Source organism: Brevibacillus gelatini (assembly GCF_050920745.1).
GTDB classification, from domain to species: Bacteria; Bacillota; Bacilli; order Brevibacillales; family Brevibacillaceae; genus Brevibacillus; species Brevibacillus gelatini.
This window is the reverse complement of record NZ_CP154342.1, coordinates 153,557-171,835: the sequence shown is the minus strand read 5'-3', so window position 1 is coordinate 171,835 and position 18,279 is coordinate 153,557. Positions and strand designations below refer to the sequence as shown.

The 18,279-nt window shown below is 51.6% G+C and carries 16 protein-coding genes and 1 pseudogene; 2 read left to right on the top strand and 15 right to left on the bottom strand.

The window, feature by feature from the left end; all coding sequences use genetic code 11:
• The first annotated feature begins 127 nt into the window (after nt 1-127).
• On the top strand, nt 128-1,207 hold the full coding sequence (locus AAFJ72_RS01030; RefSeq protein WP_432775770.1) for a hypothetical protein: 1,080 nt from the start codon (nt 128-130) through the stop codon (nt 1,205-1,207).
• A gap of 48 nt (nt 1,208-1,255) precedes the next feature.
• On the opposite strand, the gene tatC is transcribed toward AAFJ72_RS01030, so the two are convergent.
• From tatC to trpE, 5 genes are all read right to left on the bottom strand, one after another.
• Nucleotides 1,256-1,957 carry a twin-arginine translocase subunit TatC gene (gene tatC, locus AAFJ72_RS01025; protein ID WP_432775769.1) on the bottom strand — a complete coding sequence of 234 codons (702 nt, stop codon included), beginning with the start codon at nt 1,955-1,957 and terminating at the stop codon, nt 1,256-1,258.
• Between the two features lie 89 nt (nt 1,958-2,046).
• Nucleotides 2,047-2,250 (bottom strand): twin-arginine translocase TatA/TatE family subunit, encoded by a 204-nt coding sequence (tatA, locus tag AAFJ72_RS01020; RefSeq protein ID WP_432775768.1) that lies wholly within the window; start codon nt 2,248-2,250, stop codon nt 2,047-2,049.
• A 20-nt stretch (nt 2,251-2,270) separates the two neighbouring features.
• Nucleotides 2,271-3,914, bottom strand: coding sequence for a PhoX family protein (locus tag AAFJ72_RS01015; RefSeq protein ID WP_432775767.1), 1,644 nt, complete (start codon nt 3,912-3,914; stop codon nt 2,271-2,273).
• A 135-nt stretch (nt 3,915-4,049) separates the two neighbouring features.
• Entirely contained in the window at nt 4,050-4,634 is a 585-nt protein-coding gene (pabA, locus tag AAFJ72_RS01010) for an aminodeoxychorismate/anthranilate synthase component II (RefSeq protein WP_122906024.1), read from the bottom strand.
• Between the two features lie 17 nt (nt 4,635-4,651).
• Nucleotides 4,652-6,145 (bottom strand): anthranilate synthase component I, encoded by a 1,494-nt coding sequence (gene trpE / locus AAFJ72_RS01005; protein WP_432777129.1) that lies wholly within the window; start codon nt 6,143-6,145, stop codon nt 4,652-4,654.
• 719 nt (nt 6,146-6,864) lie between these two features.
• Here trpE and AAFJ72_RS01000 point away from each other — a divergent pair.
• On the top strand, nt 6,865-7,644 hold the full coding sequence (locus AAFJ72_RS01000) for a hypothetical protein (RefSeq protein WP_432775766.1): 780 nt from the start codon (nt 6,865-6,867) through the stop codon (nt 7,642-7,644).
• A gap of 169 nt (nt 7,645-7,813) precedes the next feature.
• Here the strand turns inward: AAFJ72_RS01000 and cysK are convergent, their stop codons facing one another.
• From cysK to AAFJ72_RS00950, 10 genes and pseudogenes are all read right to left on the bottom strand, one after another.
• Entirely contained in the window at nt 7,814-8,746 is a 933-nt protein-coding gene (gene cysK / locus AAFJ72_RS00995; protein ID WP_122906023.1) for a cysteine synthase A, read from the bottom strand.
• An 82-nt stretch (nt 8,747-8,828) separates the two neighbouring features.
• Nucleotides 8,829-9,731, bottom strand: coding sequence for a peptidyl-prolyl cis-trans isomerase (locus AAFJ72_RS00990; protein ID WP_432775765.1), 903 nt, complete (start codon nt 9,729-9,731; stop codon nt 8,829-8,831).
• Nucleotides 9,732-9,770: 39 nt separating this feature from the next.
• Nucleotides 9,771-10,643 (bottom strand): Hsp33 family molecular chaperone HslO, encoded by an 873-nt coding sequence (gene hslO / locus AAFJ72_RS00985; protein WP_432775764.1) that lies wholly within the window; start codon nt 10,641-10,643, stop codon nt 9,771-9,773.
• A 155-nt stretch (nt 10,644-10,798) separates the two neighbouring features.
• Entirely contained in the window at nt 10,799-11,743 is a 945-nt protein-coding gene (locus tag AAFJ72_RS00980) for a sigma-70 family RNA polymerase sigma factor (protein ID WP_432775763.1), read from the bottom strand.
• A gap of 225 nt (nt 11,744-11,968) precedes the next feature.
• Nucleotides 11,969-12,357: pseudogene (locus tag AAFJ72_RS00975) on the bottom strand (ATP-binding cassette domain-containing protein); the annotation flags it as partial.
• Nucleotides 12,358-12,383: 26 nt separating this feature from the next.
• Nucleotides 12,384-13,301: an NlpC/P60 family protein gene (locus tag AAFJ72_RS00970; protein WP_432775762.1), complete on the bottom strand. Its 918-nt coding sequence runs from the start codon at nt 13,299-13,301 to the stop codon at nt 12,384-12,386.
• The gene (locus tag AAFJ72_RS00965; protein WP_432775761.1) at nt 13,298-14,398 is read right to left on the bottom strand and encodes a mandelate racemase/muconate lactonizing enzyme family protein; all 1,101 of its coding nucleotides are present in this window, start codon (nt 14,396-14,398) and stop codon (nt 13,298-13,300) included. Before AAFJ72_RS00965 ends, AAFJ72_RS00970 begins: the two co-directional genes overlap by 4 nt.
• A 148-nt stretch (nt 14,399-14,546) precedes the next feature.
• Nucleotides 14,547-16,202, bottom strand: coding sequence for a peptide ABC transporter substrate-binding protein (locus AAFJ72_RS00960; RefSeq protein ID WP_432775760.1), 1,656 nt, complete (start codon nt 16,200-16,202; stop codon nt 14,547-14,549).
• A gap of 132 nt (nt 16,203-16,334) precedes the next feature.
• Nucleotides 16,335-17,360, bottom strand: a complete 1,026-nt coding sequence (locus AAFJ72_RS00955) for an ABC transporter ATP-binding protein (protein WP_432775759.1) — start codon at nt 17,358-17,360, stop codon at nt 16,335-16,337.
• A gap of 5 nt (nt 17,361-17,365) precedes the next feature.
• Nucleotides 17,366-18,253: an ABC transporter permease gene (locus tag AAFJ72_RS00950; RefSeq protein ID WP_432777128.1), complete on the bottom strand. Its 888-nt coding sequence runs from the start codon at nt 18,251-18,253 to the stop codon at nt 17,366-17,368.
• Nucleotides 18,254-18,279: the final 26 nt, after the last annotated feature.

Here is an 18,279-nt window from a genome sequence, read left to right as displayed (position 1 = left end):
ATATATAGGAGATTGCCTCTCTGTCATCGTCAGTAATTGCTGCATTTTCACAGCAAAAATTGAGAAGCCCGGCCGCAGGGAACCGGCTACAATCGGTGGGCAACACATCGGATAAGAGGGGTCTGTCATGAGAAACGCAATCGAGTCTTATCTCAAGCAACACACCAAGAAAAAGACAGATACCGTCGACTTGCAGAACCATGTCTTTGCCATCGGGGGCACGCAAAAAACCGAAACCAGCCCGTATATCCAATTTGCAAAGGAAATAGGCTTTTTTGTAGAAAAAGGCGTGTTGACACCGATTGTCTCGCGAAAAAAATACGGGTGGAACTTATCGCTGTATGAAGGCTATCGCATCGACCAGTTGGCGCTGCAAAATCTGCAAAAAGGGCTCGCCCAAACAAGTCCCGTACAGGCAGCGTTGCAAAAACTCCATCCGCTCATGAAAACGGAATACTACGCAAGGAATCCCGCAGCGTTCGCAAAAGCTGAAAAATATATGGTGGCCATCAGCCATTTTTTATATAAAGCCGACCAAAATCATGATACGGACACGGTATCGATTGAACAGCGATCTCTCTACCTGTTTCAAGACGAACAATTTTTAAGCAAACCATATGGAAAGCAACTATTGCACAATCTGGGCCTCACCTACGCTCACCTTGCATGCAGCAACTTCCATGAGCCTTTTATTTATGAACTCCTGGAGGAAGCGGACGCACACCGTCTGCTGATCGTGGAGGCAAGGGACACCTATTTTTTGCTGAAGAATTTTTTTCAGAGCGGGTCCCCTTCCATTTGCGGCACTACGTTTACGGGGCTTATCTACGGCGAGGGGGATAAAATTGAGACCAGCTTCGGCTATCTTTCAGAAATAAAAAAGATACGCGCCAAGGAGGCCCGCATCTATTATTTCGGGGATATTGCGCCTAAAAATCTGGCGGTGATGCGCAATCTGATGAAAAAGTATACCCAGTACACAATTGAACCGTTTCTTCCTTTGTACGAACTCTTGTTGAACCGACACCAATCATTGGCTCCGACCAGTAGACGAAATTCCCGCTGGAACCGGTACGCAGAGCAGGAGAACATACTAGCGATTTTTCCTGAATCGCTCAAGTTGAAAATGAGTCTTTTGTTTGCAAGAAATAAGTATTTACCGCAAATTGCCCTTTGTTCGCAAGATCTTCTGGATCTACTGCACTGATACGGATACTTTTTCACCAACCCTGTTTTCCGGTGAAAGCGCCGTATCTCATGTGCGTCTCCCATGTATGAACCGCGAGATCGTAATGGAGATTTCGTACAGCACGATCAGCGGCACAATCACCAGCAAATCGGACAAAAAGTCAGGCGGCGTAATCGTAATCGAAATGATCGCGAGCACCAGGTAGGCGGGCTTGCGCATTTTTGCCAGCCGCTGCGGATTCAGTATGCCCAGATGGCTGAGAAACAGAACCACCACTGGCAATTCAAACAAAAGCCCGAACGGCAAACAAAGATTCAGCATGAACGTGAAGTAGTCATTGGCCGTAATCACCAGCTCAAAGTTGCCCGCAGACAGCCCCAGCACGAACTGATACATCAGCGGAAACAGGACAAAGTAAGCAAAAGACAGACCGAACAAAAACAGCAGAAACAGCGCCGGAATATACATGAGCGCCACTTTTCTCTCGCGCTCCTCCAGCGCCGGGACAACAAAACGCCACGCCTGGTAGGCAGCGACAGGAATCGTGACCGCCACCGCCCCAACCGCAGACAGCTTTACATAGATTGACAAAATATCACCGGGACCAAGAATCGCCAGCTTTTCGCCCGAATGATTCGACAATGCCAAATAGATGTGATCGACAAACAAAAAGCACACGACCATGCTGACGGCCAGCGTCGCTGCCACAATCAGCAGCCTGCGGCGCAAGTCACTTACATGCTCCAGAACAGGCATCGTTTGGTTCACACGCACTCCTCCTTACTTACGCGCTGCGCTGCAAAAAGGCAGTGCGCTTCTTGCACGCACCGCCTTTTTTCCAAAGTATGACAGACCGATTAGTTGATCCGTTTGACCGCTTCCTCAGCGCCCTTGTCTTTTCCCTCGTCGTCGTCCTTGGTCAAATCTTTGGCAGCACTTTTAAACTCCGTCAGCGTCCGGCCAAAGGCACGACCGATCTCCGGCAGCTTGCTCGGTCCAAAAATGACCAGGGCGATAATTAAAATCAAGATCAATCCGGGAATCCCGATGCTCGATAGCATGGTGCACTACACTCCTTGTCCTAGAAACCCGTAATGGCAATCACACTCGGCAAAGCGACTGCATTGCCGCCTTTTGGCCAATGGCTGGTTGGCTGGCTGTAGTCCTTGAGGTTTTCGCCCGGATGCTGTACCGACAGAAACAGCGTTTTTTCGTCAGGTGTAAACCACGGGCCTGTCATTTCCGCGCCTACGGGAGCAGAGGCAAACTGGGCAGCTTGTCCCTGGTTGTTGCCCGAGGTGGGAATGAAAAATACCCCGTTGTTTCCAAACGGCTTGTAAATGCCGCTGTTCATGGAGGAAGAAGAAATGTCGGTTACAACCCACAGGTTGCCAGCGCTGTCAAACGCCATGTTGTCCGGCGCAGCAAACCCGCTTTGCGGACCGCCCGCTGCGAAAATTTCAAAGGTGAACTCCATACCGGCATGGTTGTTGTCTTTTTCAAACAGACGTACGATTTGTCCGTAAAAATTGCCGTGCTTGTCGTTGTTGGTCAGGGCGATAAAGACGGAGCCGTCAATCGGATGGACTTCGAGGTCCTCCGGGCGATCCATCGGTGTTGCCCCAACCGCTTTGGAAGCTTCGCGGCAGTTGATTAACACGTCAGCCTGGGAGGTAAACAGCGGCTTGCCTTCTCCATTCACCGCTTTTTTCAAAGCGTCGTTGGTAGCGTAGTCAAGCGCGATCCATTTTCCTTTGCCGAAGTTGGCGACATACAGCGTGCCCTCTTCCAGCAGCTTCGAGTTGTTTTTCCCGGCTTTTGGATCGTACTTCGCTTTGGAGACGTATTTGTACACATACTGGTCTTTGGCATCGTCGCCCATGTACACAACCAGTTGTCCTGTCGGCGCCAGTACCATCGCTGTATTTTCGTGCGAGAAGCGGCCCAGTGCCGTATGCTTTTTCGGCGTCGATTTCGGATCGAACGGATCTACTTCAATGACCCAGCCATAGTGCTTTGCGTCAGGCAGCTTGCAATCGCCTACAACGTCCATGTAGTTTTCCTCACAGGAAAGAACGGTATTCCATAAAGTTACTCCACCGGAGCAATTTGCAAACGTTCCGGTCACTTCTTTTGCGATGGAAGCGGCTGGGCCAGTCAGCACGTGCCTGGTCAGTCCGCTGACGCGGCGGCCGTACCTGGAGTCGGCAACCAGTTTCCATGTTCCTTGCTCTTTTTTGATCTCGATAACGGAGCCGCCAAGCGCGTACAAATATTTTTGAATTTGCTCAGGCGTGCGCTTGTTGTCGTCCGGATCGGCATGCAGGTAGTCGTATCCGTTGACGTAGTATTCCAGCTCACCTAAATACTCGTGGTTCACCCACAAAAGTCCGTGGTCAGACTTGCCTTCTATCGGCAAAAAGCAAGTAAAGTCATTGTTGAAGCCAAACGTATCTCCGGCGGCATTGATTTTATCGCCGTAGGAAGCGATGACATCGTACTTGAATCCGTCCGGCAGCACGACATCGTCTTTTGTCGTCGGATGAATTTCTTTGAATTTGGGTTTAAATGAGTGGTTTTTCGTTTCGAGACCAAACAGATGATCGGCTGTTTTCCCAGACAAGGTACTGCCTGCTGCCAATGCTGGAATCCCTGTTGCCATTGATGCCAGTGCTGCCGTACCTGCACCCAGATAAGTCAAAAACTGTCGACGGTTTACATCCATTCATCATCTCTCCTCTTTCGCCATCTTATGCCTCATTGTACAGGCCGAATGTCGAGAGATGGTAAAGCTTGCATGAAGAGTCTGTAAAATACAAAAACCGCCCGAAAAAAGGCGGTTTTTGTCCTCTATCTAACGTTATCCTGTGGTATGGCGTGCATAGGTGGTGAGGAAGTTTTGCAAAAGCTGCTTGCCGTACTCCGTAATAATCGATTCAGGGTGGAACTGCACCCCTTCAATCGGGTACTCGCGATGGCGAATCGCCATGATTTCCCCTTCAGGCGTCCGGGCCGTAACCTCCAGCTCACTCGGAATGGAGGATTCCTCCACGATCAAGGAGTGGTAGCGTGCGGCGGTAAAAGGAGACGGAATATCGCGGAAAATCGTTTTGCCGTCATGAATGACCGGAGACGTCTTCCCGTGCATCAGTCGCTCGGCGCGAATGACTTTTGCGCCAAACACTTGGCCAATCGACTGATGTCCCAGGCACACGCCCAAAATCGGGATTTTTCCGGCAAAATGGGAGATGGCCTCCATGCTGATCCCCGCTTCGTTCGGTGTGCAAGGACCAGGCGACACCATCAAGTAATCGGGTGCCAGCCGCTCGATTTCTTCCAGCGTAATTTTGTCATTGCGATACACCTGCAGTTCCTCGCCCAGCTCACCGACATACTGCACCAGGTTGTACGTAAAAGAATCGTAGTTGTCAATCATCAAAATCATCTTACACTCATCTCCTCTCAACTCATCGTTCTCTGCTCGCTAATCTCTAATGCCTTCCACAACGCCTCTGCCTTTTTCAGCGACTCGGCGTACTCTGCCTCCGGGACAGAGTCAATCACGATGCCTGCCCCTGCCTGCACGTGAGCCATCCCGTCCTTGACGACCATCGTCCGGATCGCGATGTTGACCTCGACATCTCCGTTAAAGCCAAACCAGCCGATTGATCCCGTGTACACGCCGCGCTTGACTGGCTCAAGCTCCTCGATGATTTCCATCGTCCGCACTTTTGGCGCTCCTGTAATCGTACCGCCAGGAAAAGTCGCCGCCACAGCATCGAAAGCATCTTTGCCCTCTGCCAGCTCTCCTTTTACGTGGGAGACGATATGCATGACGTGGGAGTATTTCTCCACGACCATGAACTCGCTGACCTCCACGCTGCCATAGCGGCAGACGCGGCCCAGATCGTTGCGCTCCAGGTCCACCAGCATGACGTGCTCGGCGCGTTCCTTTTCATTGTCAATCAGCTCGCGGGCCAATGCTTCGTCCTGTGCGTCGTTTTGCCCGCGCGGACGGGTGCCTGCGATGGGCCGCGTATGAACCTCGCCGCCTTTTACCTTGACCAAAAGCTCTGGCGACGCGCTGACCAACTGAAACTCCGGAAAGCTGAGGTAGCCCATGTACGGGGACGGATTCAGCTTGCGCAGCACCTTGTACACATCGAAAGCAGGCACCTGGATCGGCTTGCTTTGCCGCACGGACAGGTTCACCTGAAAAACATCGCCCTGGGCAATATACTCCTGCACCCGGCGCACCGCGTCCTCGAACTGGTCTTTTGCAAACGATACAGACGCTGGCGTCATCTGAACCAGCGGTCTTTTTCGAAGCGCATCCCAGTCCACGGTGTCGGCTTCGGCCACCAGCTTTTCCAGTGACTCCAGCCGCTTTTCCAGACGTGTTTCCGCTTGTCGATAAGTCTCTTCGCTCAACTCGTTTGCAGACAAATGCGTCAGACAGACGATCTCCCGCGTCTGATGATCGAAGACAACAAGGTCTTGCATTATCATAACATACAGGTCTGGCAACTGTAAGTCGTCCGTCGCGATCTGGGGCAGCGTAGGCTCAAAAAAGCGGTTCATGTCATAGCTGAGATAGCCTACTGCTCCGCCGGAAAAATCAGGCATATCTGGAACGACTGGCGTGCGGTAGCGGGCAAGCAGCTTGCGCAAGGCATCGAGCGGCTGCTCCGCCTCCATATTTTCTACCTGCTGATCGGGATAGATTACAATCGTTTCGCCCCGCTGACTGCGCAACGTGGCTACAGGCTGGTAGGCCAAAAAAGTGTACCTTCCCACTCGGCCGCTTTCCAGCAAGACTGCATCCTGCATGGACGGCTGCAGCGTAGTCAACACCTGCCACGGGTCGATTTCAGCAGACCATTTGCCGCGAAGGGCAAGCGGAATCAATGGGTATGTCAAAGCGTACGTCTGGCATTGTGCATAGGTAGGGAACATCAATTTCGTTTCACGCTCCGGTTTTTTCACTGTTTATCCGTTCATTATATAGTCGCGCCGGGCAAAAAGAAAAGACCACGCAGCCAAAATGGCATGACATGGCCTCAAATGTAAAGAGCATGGTTAAGAATCTCGTCCTTGAAAAGGAAAAATCCAGCACCCGTTTTAAGGTACTGAATTCTTAAGGTTTACCCCATCCCATAAGCATATCTCGTTACTTTTTTGCTCTCATACCTTTTAAAAGAAGGACAGCTAACAAATCACAGCCAGCCCCTACGTCCCAATTAGTTCCAATTAACCTGTGATATTTTCCATTTAAAAGCCGCAGATATGAAATACAAGATTGAGGTAATAAAAAATAAAATAAACATATCTCCATACATCAAAAAGTAAAGACTTAAAGGTAAGGAGATCACAAAAGAAATAATAATAAGAGGTTGTTTAAGGAACGAGGTAATTAAACCAAATATCGCTGGAAGTAACAAACAAAGTGCAGTAAATACGGAAACAGTTGGTTTGTTGTAAAGCAAAATGTACCAAAGAATAATTGTTCCTACAGAAGCAAGAAAACCACATATCAGCGATAAAATAAACATAGCACTAGATTTCACGTTGCTCACCTTCTTTCAAAATATTGGAAATACCTCTTCGCTTTCCGGGATGCTTATGATAATATATTACTATAATGTTAAAAAAAGTTAATAGGGAGAGAGAATCAAATGTCAAAAAAGTGGATAGTAGTTCCAGTAGTCTTGTCACTTTCTTTTTTAAGCGCATTTACTGTTCTTGGTAAAGAGAACAAAGTCATGAAATTGAAAGCTGAACCAGGAAGTGAAGTCATTTTAAAAAAAGTAGAGTATCGTGAAACTGGAGATGGGGAAGGTCAAGTCACTATCGAAGGCAGAGCGACAGCAGACGGGATAATTGAGGCTTATCAAATTCAAATTGATACAGAAAATGGAACATACATTACCAAACCATTAGATTACGAGCTAAGTAAAGAAGAGAAAGAAGAATTTGAAGCGGAACTCTCTTATGAAAAAGGGGATTCTACTGAAAACAAACTTCTCGCTGCTAAAAGTTACTACAAAGGATGGCTGAGAGCCTCCACGGAAGATCCAGTTCGAATCGAAACCGCTGCATCAAAAATTTCGATGTCCTGGAGTGAAGATATTGACGGTCTGTTGGAATGCACAAGCAGTACCTTCAATACATGGGCAGCGAATCCATCCGAGTTTGATACACACTGGTATAAAAATGGCCAATCGTTCCCTAAATATACATACAACTCGGACAACTCAAAAATTACACAAACTGCTTGGGCCGCATATTATAATTACGATTTTGGTAATGACAACCTCCGAACAGATGTAAAACACAACATGACAATGATCCCGGTAAATAAGAAAATTGGTAGTGGTCAGTTTGATTATAAAGTAACAATGGATAAATCCGGAGAAGCTTCTGCTTTACTTCAACTTAATGTAACAACGAATTAAAAAGTTCCTCCAAGATGAGACAAGATTAGATCATTATGTAAAAAAACGCTCGAATTATCAAATTCGAGCGTTTTTTGCTGATATGAGCAAGTATTGTGTATAGGGAGACCTCCATCTTATGAGTCACAGTTCAAATGGCATGACATGGCCTCTCGTATTTTGCTGCCAATCAATCCTCGAATTGGTACAGAGGAGTAGACAGGTAACGTTCGCCGTTGGATGGAATCACGGCGATGACTTTTTTGCCTTTGCCCAGCTTCGCCGCCACCTGCAGCGCAGCATGGATCGCCGCCCCGGAGGAAATGCCGCCCAGAATGCCTTCCTGACGGGCAACGCGACGCGCTGTTTCAAAAGCTTCCTCGTTTTCTACCTTGATGATCTCGTCGTAAATTTGCGTATCGAGAATTTCCGGAACAAAGCCCGCGCCGATCCCCTGGATTTTATGCGGACCTGGCTTGCCGCCAGACAAAACAGGGGATGCTGCCGGCTCGACTGCGACGATGTGCACGTTCGGATAGTGCTCGCGCAGTACCTGTCCGACACCTGTGATCGTTCCGCCTGTTCCGATTCCGGAAACAAAAGCGTCTACGCCGCCGATTTCTTTTGCTTGCTCCAGCAGTTCGCGCGCGGTCGTATCGCGGTGGATCGCCGGGTTGGCCTTGTTTTTGAATTGTTGCGGGATAAAGTAGGTGCTGTCTTCCTTCGCCAGCTCTTCGGCTTTGCGAATGGCCCCGCCCATTCCTTCCGATCCTGGGGTGAGAATCAGTTCAGCGCCGTATGCACGCAGCAGATTGCGACGCTCGATACTCATCGTCTCCGGCATTACCAGGATCGCGCGGTAGCCTTTTGCTGCAGCCACCATCGCAAGCCCAATCCCTGTATTTCCGCTCGTCGGTTCAATAATGGTATATCCCGGTTTCAGGCTGCCATCTGCTTCGGCTGCCTCGATCATCGCCAGTGCGATACGGTCCTTCACACTGCTGCCCGGGTTGAAAAACTCAAGCTTCAAGTAAATGTCTGCAAGATCTTCAGTGACAACACGATTCAGCTTCACAAGCGGAGTAAAGCCAATCAAATCAGTAATGGAATTCGCCACGCGCATATGCCTTGCCCCCTTATTTTTAAATAGCCGAGTAAAACGCTAGGATTTGTTGTCATAATTATATCAACGGTTGCCCAATTGGTCAATGAGGCATTTGCCCAAAAAGCTGAACCCCTACCGATTCGCGCAACCGCGCAAGGACAGTATCGAGAGACTCTACCTGCGCAAACGCAATTTCCCGGCGCAATTCCTCTTTTACCTCTTCAAACGACCTCTGTGTAGCCTCTCTGTTTTGCTCCAGGTGATAAATCACATAGTTGCCGTCTACCTTGACCGGTTCGCTGTTGTCTTTTGCCTTCAGCTTTTCGATCGCGTTCCACGCTTCGTCTGGCAGCTGGTGGTCGCGCACGGATAACCAGCCGAGATCGCCGCCAATGGCGGCTGTTCTGCTGTCAATGGAGCGTTCCTTGGCGAGCGTCTGGAAGTTGGCCCCCTGCTTGAGTTCGGCCAGAACCTGCTCCGCCTCTTTTTGCGATGCGACCGCAATTTGCCACAGCCGCACCTGCTTCGGCCGCGAATAGCGCTCTGCCCTGCTTTCATACACTTTCAACACTTCGTCGTCACTGATGGCAATATCTCTGGTCGCCAACGTTTGCAGCAAAATTTGATAGGTGATCTCCCGCTTCAACGCATCGACAGTCGTTCCTGCCTGCTGTTGCAGCGCCTGCTCGAACTTGCTGTCTGTCTGGCTGCCGTAGCTGTCCCGAATTTGCGCCAGTTCTTGCTCGACCTGCTTCGGGTCAGCGCTGATTCCAAGACGCCTGGCCTCCTGGAAAACAACCTCGCGATTCACCAGGTCATCGAGCACCTGCTTCCCGAATTTTTGCTTGAGCGCTGACACGTACTCCGCTTCGCTGATCGTCACATCCCCGACGATAGCCGCAGGCTGCAGCTTGCCGGACGACTGGTACCAAGCCCAGGTCACGGCAAGCAGCAACAAAACAAGCGCCCCGATGAATGCCCACAACCCTTTTCCATTGGTCATGCCATCCCTCTCCCCTGGCAGACGCCGCGCAGCTTTTGCCTACATGTCTTTCAAGATGTCTTCCAGCGCGGCTCTGTCAAAATGATAGCGTTCGTTGCAAAAATGACAGTGTACCTCCGCTTCGCCCTGTTCCTCAATCAGACTCTCCATCTCTTCACGTCCCAGGCTAATCAGAGCCTGGATGACTTTATCCTCGTTGCATTTGCAGTTGAACTGAATGTCTGTGCGGCTCAGGTACTTCGGATCGTCCAGGACGCGCGCCAAAATTTCCTCCGGAGTCAGCCCCTCGCCGATCATGCGGGATACTTGCGGCAGTTTCCCCAGCCGTTCCTCGATTTTCGCCACAACCTCATCAGGCGTGTTCGGCAAAAGCTGGATAATAAACCCGCCGGATGCCAGAACAGAGCGGTCTTCGGGATTGACCAGCACGCCTACCCCTACGGCAGATGGTGTTTGCTCCGATGTCACAAAGTAGTAGGTGATGTCCTCGCCAATCTCTCCGGAGACAATCGGCGAGCTGCCTTGGTACGGCTCCTTCAGCCCAAGGTCTTTCGTCACGTACACGAAGCCATCTGTCCCGACTGCGCGCGCAACATCCAGCTTGCCTTTGTCATTCAGCTCAAAATGAACGTGCGGGTTGGTAGCGTAGGCGATCCCGTCTCCATCGGCATTGGCTTCCGCGACGATCTGGCCGATCGGCCCTCCCCCTTTTATTTTGACAGAGAGACTTTCGTTTCCTTTTAACATGGCGCCCATCATCAGCGTCGCCGTCAATGTGCGTCCTGTCGCGGCGGTTGCTGTGTTCCACATGTCGTGGCGACGGCGCATTTCTTCTACAATCCCTGTTGTCCGCGCGGCAAAAGCCCGCACGTGTCCGTCGAATCCGGTTGCTCTTATCAAATAATCGCTCATCTGGCGATCCTCCTTCTTCCATGAAAAAATCTGAACTGCCTTTATCAGTTTACCACAAGAAGACGGGCGCACGCGCCTTCCGCTGTCTTGAACCGACAGTTGTCCGTTTTCATGCAAAAAAGCCCCTCCGTGAAAAAGGGGGGCTGGGAAAGCTATCAGGTCAAATAGTCTTTCAACACTTTCGATGCTTTTTGCGTGCGCAGCCGGTCAATCGTCGTCGCTTCGATCTGGCGGATTCGCTCGCGGGTCAGACCGAACATTTTGCCCACTTCCTCCAGCGTGTACACATGGTCGTCGTAAAGACCGTAACGCATGGAGATGATTTCCTGGGCGCGGGGACTGAGCCTCTCCAATGCCGCATGCATTTGCGAGCGCAAGTCGACCTTTTCAATCCAATCGTCCAGCGAGGACAATCCATCGTCCATGATTTCGGCATAGCTGAGGCATTCATCGTCATGCTCCGTATGCCATTTTTCACTGTCCAGCTCGGCATCAATCGACTCCATTTTCATCGTCAGCGCCAGTTCGATCGCATCGACTTTTTCCAACGGTATGTCGAGCAGTCCTGCGATCTCGTGCCGATCCGGCGTGCGGTTCAGCGCGTGAATCAGCTGTAATACCTGCTTTTGGTATTGGCGAATCTGTTCATGCATGTGGACCGGAATGCGGATCAAGGTACCTTTGTCGTTGATCGCACGGGTGATCGCCTGGGAAATCCACCAATGCGAGTAATGATAGAGACGTACGCCGCGTCCCACATCGAATTTGTCTATGGCCGTAAACAATCCAATCGTGCCTTCCTGGATCAGATCCAGAAACGGCATGCCTCTTTTCAAATGGCGCAAGGCTGTACTGACGACATAGCGCAAATACGCCCGCACAATCTTTTCACGTGCCTCCATATCGCCGTGCTGCTGATAGCGAATCAGGCACGCCAATTCTTCTTCTTTGTCCAACATGGGTGTTGCAGCGACGCTTTCCAAAAACAGCAAGGCAGAGGTGTCAGATCGAAGCGACCTAGGCACTACGATTCCTAACTGTGCTTCTACTTCCCGCCAGCGACGGGGAGTGGAATGGAATGAGGAGGTACTCAAAGTCATATGCAACCCTCACTTCTCTGGATTGGGAGTTCACGATGAAGTCAGGCGAGTTACGTTGTTTACTGTAACCGTATTTCGACAAAAGTTGTTTGATTCCTGCCAGTTTACAGAATATTAATAGTTCTTCCCGCCAATCCTTGTTGGTAAACCTTCCTTTATGTAGAAACCAATCCTCGACAAAAAGCCATCCCTTGCGTGAGGGACGGCTGAAAAAAATGTCGAATGTTGCGACAGTGATATGCTTTTTATTGACTGCGCCTGTACCGAGACATCCAAGGCCGAGATCGGCTCATCGGCGATGACGAATTTCGGGTTGACGGCAAACGCTCTGGCAATCTCGATCCGTTGCCGCTGCCCATCGCTGAATTCGTGCGGAAAACGGTTGGCATGCTCTTTTTGACTCCGCTCGCTCATAGAGGCTTTGTGGACATTGATTCCGTCGAACAGTACCTCCCCAAAGGTCGGCTGGTACAAACCGATGATGGTGCGGCCTGTCGTTGATTTTCCGCAGCCAGATTCGCCTACCAGTCCAAATGTCTCCCCTTCGTATATGTCAAAGGAGTCGTAAAGGTTTTTGTCAGGTTCTTTACCTGGACCAGTTTTTTTCGTTCCATCTGGCCACTCCTCCCCCGTTATCCTTTTACCAGTAGCGTCTGGAGATTGCATGCTCCTTTTCCAGCTTGTAGCCATCCAGCTTGACGATCTCGATGGCGCTGCGCGAGTCAGGCGAGTGAATCATTTCGCCGTTGCCGATGTAAATGCCGACGTGATGCACTCTGCCCCGTCCTTCCTCATGGGCAAAAAACAGCAGGTCGCCCGGAAGCAAATCCGCTTTTTCCACCAGCAACCCCGCTCTCGCCTGATCGGAGGCGTCGCGGGGAATCTGGATGCCTACGGAGCGGTGCATGTTGTAGGCAAAGCCGGAGCAGTCATAGCCGTAAGAGGACATGCCGCCCCACAAGTAATGCAGATTGAGGAAACGCTTGCCTGTCTCCACGATGGCTTCGCCGCGGTTGCCAGCCAGCTCGATTGGCTCGTTTGCGCGTACGATTGCCACGTCTGCTTTTGGCAAAAGGGCTTCGCCGTCCGGAACCGCTACCTTTACCCACTCGGTGCCGTCTTCCACGAGCGGCAGTCTGGTCAGGAAGGCAAGCTCGATGCCCGGCTCCTGTTCCAGCGTGTGCAAACGGCTAAAGTCCGCCGTCACCATCGCCAGCTTTTGCCCATCCTGTACGTCAAAAGCAGCAGACCACGGAGCAAGCTGGCGGGACGGAATCCACCCCGGATAGCCGAGCTCGTTTTTGCTGGTCGTTTGGTCCGGGATCAGGACGTGCGCCCACTCCCCCTGTTCCTCGATGATTTCCACGCGAGTGCCGAACAAGGCTTGCGTCTGAATGGCGTTGTTGTCGTAAAAACCCAGCTTTTCCTCGACAGACAGCGACTGCAGCCACCCGCGCACATCAACAGGATTGCGGAGAGCCGCCTGATCGATGTCGCGCGGAGATTCCGGCTTCGTCCATACTGTCGCGACGGAAACGGATACGATTGCTGATTTCACTCCTGTTCTCCCCCTTCCCAGAAGCTGACCGAGCGAATGCCGAGTCCCGGCGCTTTTGGCATGGTCATCAGGCGGCCTTCGTAGGTCACGCCGCCATCAATGCCATCGTGCAACAGCATCAGTGGAGCATCGAAGTCAAAGCGGGTGATGTTTTTCTTGCTGGCTGCAAAATGCGCTGCCGCCGATACGGCCAGACGTGATTCGATCATGCTGCCAACCATGCATGGAATACCGTGTTCTTCAGCCATCTGGTTAATCAATTGCGCTTTGAAAATGCCGCCCGCCTTCATCAGCTTGATATTTATCATGTCGGCTGCGCGGTTTTGCAAAACCTGCAGCGCCTGTGCCGGCGAAAATACACTTTCGTCAGCCATGATCGGCGTATCGACCGAATCCGTAACCCGCTTCAGGCCTTCCAGATCATGCGCTTTTACAGGCTGTTCAATCAGTTCGATGCCCAGTCCCATGTCCTCCATTTTGCGAATCGACTGAATCGCTTCCTTCACGTTCCATCCCTGGTTGGCATCAAGACGAATCTTCACCTGATTGCCTACCGTTTTGCGTATTTCCTGGATGCGCAAAATGTCATCCTCGATATTGTCTTTGCCCACCTTGATTTTCAGCACGTTAAAGCCTTGCTGCAAATAGGCGGCTGCGTCCTCGCCCATTTCTTTTGGCGAATTGACGCTGACCGTATAATCGGTCTCCAGTTGGTCGCGATACCCGCCGAGAAACTGGTACAGCGGCATTCCGGCCCGTTGGGAAATCAGATCGTACAGCGCGATGTCCACCGCTGCCTTGGCACTCGTGTTTCCCACCATGGACTGGTGCAATGTCTGGAAAACACGCTCGTAGGCAACCAGATTGAGTCCGATCAGCTGCGGCTTCATCGTGTTCATGATGGCGGACTCGATGCTTTCGACGCTGTCGCCGGTAATGACGACCGTAGCAGTTGCTTCTCCCCACCCTACCATGCCATTGTCGCATGTGATTTTCACCAGTACGGATTCCAGGTTGTTCACCGTGCGCAATGCCGTTTTAAACGGTTTTTTCAGCGGAACAGAAAATCTCTTCACTTCGATGCCTTGAATAATCATGTTTTCCTCCATCTTTTCTAGCACGTGTGCTTTCTTTACCTATCTTTTTCTTTCAGGCAAACTAAATTATAGCACTATTAAAATATTTGACAAAAAAGGGGGAGAGTCATTCCATCCGCCTGAAATGACTTCTCCCGGCAAACGGTTTTTACTTCACGACCGCTTTTCTCAAATCGGTGTAGCTGAGAGAAGAGCTTTGAATGCCGCTGACCTGGTCGCTGGTCAAAAGCGAAGTGTTGTAGAAGTACAGGGGAGCAACTGGCGCTTCATTCAGCAAGATTTTTTCTGCGTCATGCAGCATTTGCAGACGTTTGGCATCGTCCGGCTCTTTGTACGCGCCCTCGATCAGCTTGTCGTATTCTGCATTCGCCCAGCCGGTGCGGTTGCTGCCGTTTTTCGACTGGAAGATGTCCAGGAAGTTGATCGCATCCCCGAAGTCAGGCAACCAGGAGGAACGGGCGATCTGGTACTCCAGTTTCTTTTGCATATCGGTCAATACTTGCCCTTCTACCTTCTGTAGCTTCACATCTACCCCCAATGTTTGCTTCCACATTTCCTGGGCAGCCTGGGCTGTTTTTTCGGTGGCCGTGCCGCTGCGGTAGGTGAGCGTTACTTCCGGCAAGGTGGTGTAGCCTTTTTCCTTCATGCCTAGCTCCAGCAGCCTTTTCGCTTCTGCCGGATCGAACTTCACCAGGTCGCCGCCTACCTGACGGAAATCACCCGAGCCGTTGGCATCCGGCAAGCCATACGAAACGAACCCGGTTCCCGGCTTTTGCTTACGCATCAATACGTGGTCAACCAATGTCTGGCGGTCAATCGCCATGCTGAATGCTTTCCGGATATTGGCGTTGTCAAACGGCTCCTTGGTCACATTGAAGCGGTAGAACTCTGTACCAGCGCCATCTTTCACGTAAACCTTGCCTTCCTGGAACAGCTGGTCAGCCATATCCGCCGGAACGGTTGTCGTTCTGTGCAGCTCTCCGTTCGTAAACATTTGGTACTCGGTATTTTCATCGTCGATCATTTTCCAGACAGCACCAGCCAACGTTACGTTTGCCGCATCCCAGTAGTTCTCGTTTTTCATGATTTTCAATTCGCTGTCATGCTTCCACTCCGTCAGCTTGAACGGCCCGTTGCCCACAAAGGTTGCAGCCTCTGCCGCCCATTTCGGATTCTTTTCCACTGTCGCTTTGTGTACAGGGAAAAATGCCGGGTTGGATGCCAAAAGCAACGTCCAGGAGGCAGGCTGCGCCAGTACGACTTCCAATGTTTTGTCGTCCAGCGCTTTTACTTTTACATCGTCAACAGAGCCTTTGCCACTGTTGTATGCTTCTGCCCCTTCAATAATGAATGCGAGGAAAGCAGCGGGAGAGGCGAGAGCCGGATCAAGCATGCGCTTCCAGGCGTACTCAAAATCATGTGCGGTTACTGGCTCACCGTTACTCCATTTGTTGTCGCGCAACGTAAACGTGTACGTCCTGCCGTCCTCGGAAATTTTCCATTCGGATGCGGCCGCTGGCTGTGGCTTCTGGTTTTCATCCAGGCGCGTCAAGCCTTCCATCAGGTTGTTCAAAATGTTGTAGGACGGCTCGTCAAATCCGAGCGGCGGGTCCAGTGAGGTAGGCTCCTTGATATTATTCAGGAGCAAAAGCTTGGCCGCCTGGTCTTCTGAAGAAGGCGTCTGCTGATTGTTCTCCGTAGGCGGTGCCGATTCGTTCGCTGGCGCTTGCCCAGAGCTGCATCCGGCCATGAGCACGGAAACAGCCAGCGAAGCGGAAAGCAGGATCGTCGATAGTTTTTTCACGTTCTTCTTCCCCCTTATCGTTTTCCTATGTCGTAAAAGGATAGCGCCGATAGACGACACCCTCTTTTACACCAGATGGCGAGCCTCACAATCTCTACCGAGTGCTGTCAGATGCTACGCTGTGCCGCAAGCTCACGTGCCCGTCGGCGCCTGCATGGCGGCCAGCACCTTTTTCGCTCGCGGATCTTGCAGCCAACAGGCTACGGAGTGCTTGCCGTGCACGCTCGTTTCCGCTGGCTGATGGTTGCGGCACACCTCCAGCGCATAGTCGCAGCGCGCCGCAAACGCACAGCCAGGTGGGGGCGCAAACAAATCAGGCGGAGTGCCGGGAATGGGACTGAGCGGTACCGAACGGTCGGTATCCAGACGCGGCATCGAGGCCAGCAAGCCTTTTGTGTACGGATGCTGCGGATTGTAGAAAATGTCGCGCACTGGCCCGGACTCTACCACTTTGCCCGCATACATGACATTGACCCGATCGGCAATCTTGGCGACGACGCCCAGGTCGTGCGTAATGATGATGATGGATACACCCGTTTTTTGCTGAATGCTTTTGAACAGGTCGATGATTTGCGCCTGGATCGTGACGTCCAGTGCGGTCGTAGGCTCATCCGCTATGAGAATGGACGGTCGACAGACAAGCGCAATCGCAATCATGATCCGCTGCCGCATCCCCCCGCTGAACTGGTGCAAATACTGCTTGAGCCGGCTTTCCGGGTTGGCGATTCCAACCAGCGTCAAAATTTCAATCGCCTGCCGCCGCGCCTCGCTCCTGGTGACTTTTTGATGGCGAATGATCCCTTCCATGATCTGCTCTCCGATGGAAATGGTCGGGTTGAGCGAAGTCATGGCGTCCTGAAAGATCATCGAGATTTCTTTGCCGCGCAGCTCGCGCATTTCTTTTTCCGGCAGCACAACCAAGTCCTTGCCTTTGAACATGATGCTGCCAGCAGCAATTTTTCCGATGTACTCCGGTACGAGTCGCATGATGCTTTTGGCCGTCACGCTTTTGCCACAGCCGGACTCGCCGACAATCGCCAACGTTTCCCCTTTGTTCAAGGTAAAACTCACGTCACGGACCGCATTCACTTCGCCCCCGTGCGTCTTGAACGTGACACACAAACCGCTTACTTCCAGCAATTTTTCCGTTTTGTCCACGTCGTCTACCTCCTTGCCTTCGGGTCGAACGCATCGCGCAAGCCATCACCGAGCACGTTGAACGCAAGCATTGTCAATGAAATGAAGAAGGCCGGGAAAAAGAGTCTCCACCAGTGACCGGACAAAATGGTCGAAAGCCCGTCGTTGGCCATCACACCCCAGCTCGCCATCGGAGCCTGCACACCAAGGCCCAGGAAGCTGAGAAACGCCTCCGCAAAGATCGCAGATGGAACCGACAGCGTGACGTAGACGATAATGACGCCAATCGTATTGGGCAGCAAATGCTTGCGAATGATGTAAAACGGCTTCGCTCCCATTGTTTTTGCCGCCAGCACGTATTCGGAGCTTTTCAGTTGCAGCACCTGTCCGCGAACAGTGCGAGCCATACCGATCCAGCCCGTGGCGCTGAGCGCGACAATAATCGTTCCAAGCCCCGGCCCCATGACGACCATCAGCAAAATGACGACCAGCAAGTATGGCAATCCGTAAAGGAGGTCGACGAAGCGCATCATGATGTTGTCGACCCGTCCGCCCACATAACCGGCGATCCCGCCATACAAGACACCGATGAAAAAGTCGATGAGTGCAGCCATCAAACCGACAAACAGGGAAATGCGCGCCCCGTACCATACACGGGTAAATACATCGCGTCCGAAATCATCGGTACCAAACCAGTTCGTCGCGGACGGCGCCTTGTTTTTCATGAGAATGGATTGTTTGGCGTACTCGTGTCCCGAAATCAGCGGACCGATGACAGCCATAACTCCCAGCACAATAATGATGACAAGCCCCATCAAAGCAAGCTTGTTCCTTCTCAGCCGCTGCCAGGCTTCCTGCCAAAATGTCAGTTGAGGTCGCACAATTGCTTCCGAATTGAGGTTGTCTTTGCGCATCGGGACAAACAAGTCGTCAGAAACGC

What these genes read in the sequence shown, in the direction of transcription:
- AAFJ72_RS01030 (WP_432775770.1), top strand. Translation starts at nt 128, where the DNA reads ATGAGAAACGCAATCGAGTCTTATCTCAAGCAACACACCAAGAAAAAG.
- AAFJ72_RS00965 (WP_432775761.1), bottom strand. Translation starts at nt 14,398, where the DNA reads ATGATTATTCAAGGCATCGAAGTGAAGAGATTTTCTGTTCCGCTGAAA.
- trpE (WP_432777129.1), bottom strand. Translation starts at nt 6,145, where the DNA reads ATGTTCCCTACCTATGCACAATGCCAGACGTACGCTTTGACATACCCA.
- tatA (WP_432775768.1), bottom strand. Translation starts at nt 2,250, where the DNA reads ATGCTATCGAGCATCGGGATTCCCGGATTGATCTTGATTTTAATTATC.
- AAFJ72_RS00980 (WP_432775763.1), bottom strand. Translation starts at nt 11,743, where the DNA reads ATGACTTTGAGTACCTCCTCATTCCATTCCACTCCCCGTCGCTGGCGG.
- AAFJ72_RS01000 (WP_432775766.1), top strand. Translation starts at nt 6,865, where the DNA reads ATGTCAAAAAAGTGGATAGTAGTTCCAGTAGTCTTGTCACTTTCTTTT.
- AAFJ72_RS00990 (WP_432775765.1), bottom strand. Translation starts at nt 9,731, where the DNA reads ATGACCAATGGAAAAGGGTTGTGGGCATTCATCGGGGCGCTTGTTTTG.
- pabA (WP_122906024.1), bottom strand. Translation starts at nt 4,634, where the DNA reads ATGATTTTGATGATTGACAACTACGATTCTTTTACGTACAACCTGGTG.
- AAFJ72_RS00950 (WP_432777128.1), bottom strand. Translation starts at nt 18,253, where the DNA reads ATGCGCAAAGACAACCTCAATTCGGAAGCAATTGTGCGACCTCAACTG.
- AAFJ72_RS01015 (WP_432775767.1), bottom strand. Translation starts at nt 3,914, where the DNA reads ATGGATGTAAACCGTCGACAGTTTTTGACTTATCTGGGTGCAGGTACG.
- cysK (WP_122906023.1), bottom strand. Translation starts at nt 8,746, where the DNA reads ATGCGCGTGGCGAATTCCATTACTGATTTGATTGGCTTTACTCCGCTT.
- hslO (WP_432775764.1), bottom strand. Translation starts at nt 10,643, where the DNA reads ATGAGCGATTATTTGATAAGAGCAACCGGATTCGACGGACACGTGCGG.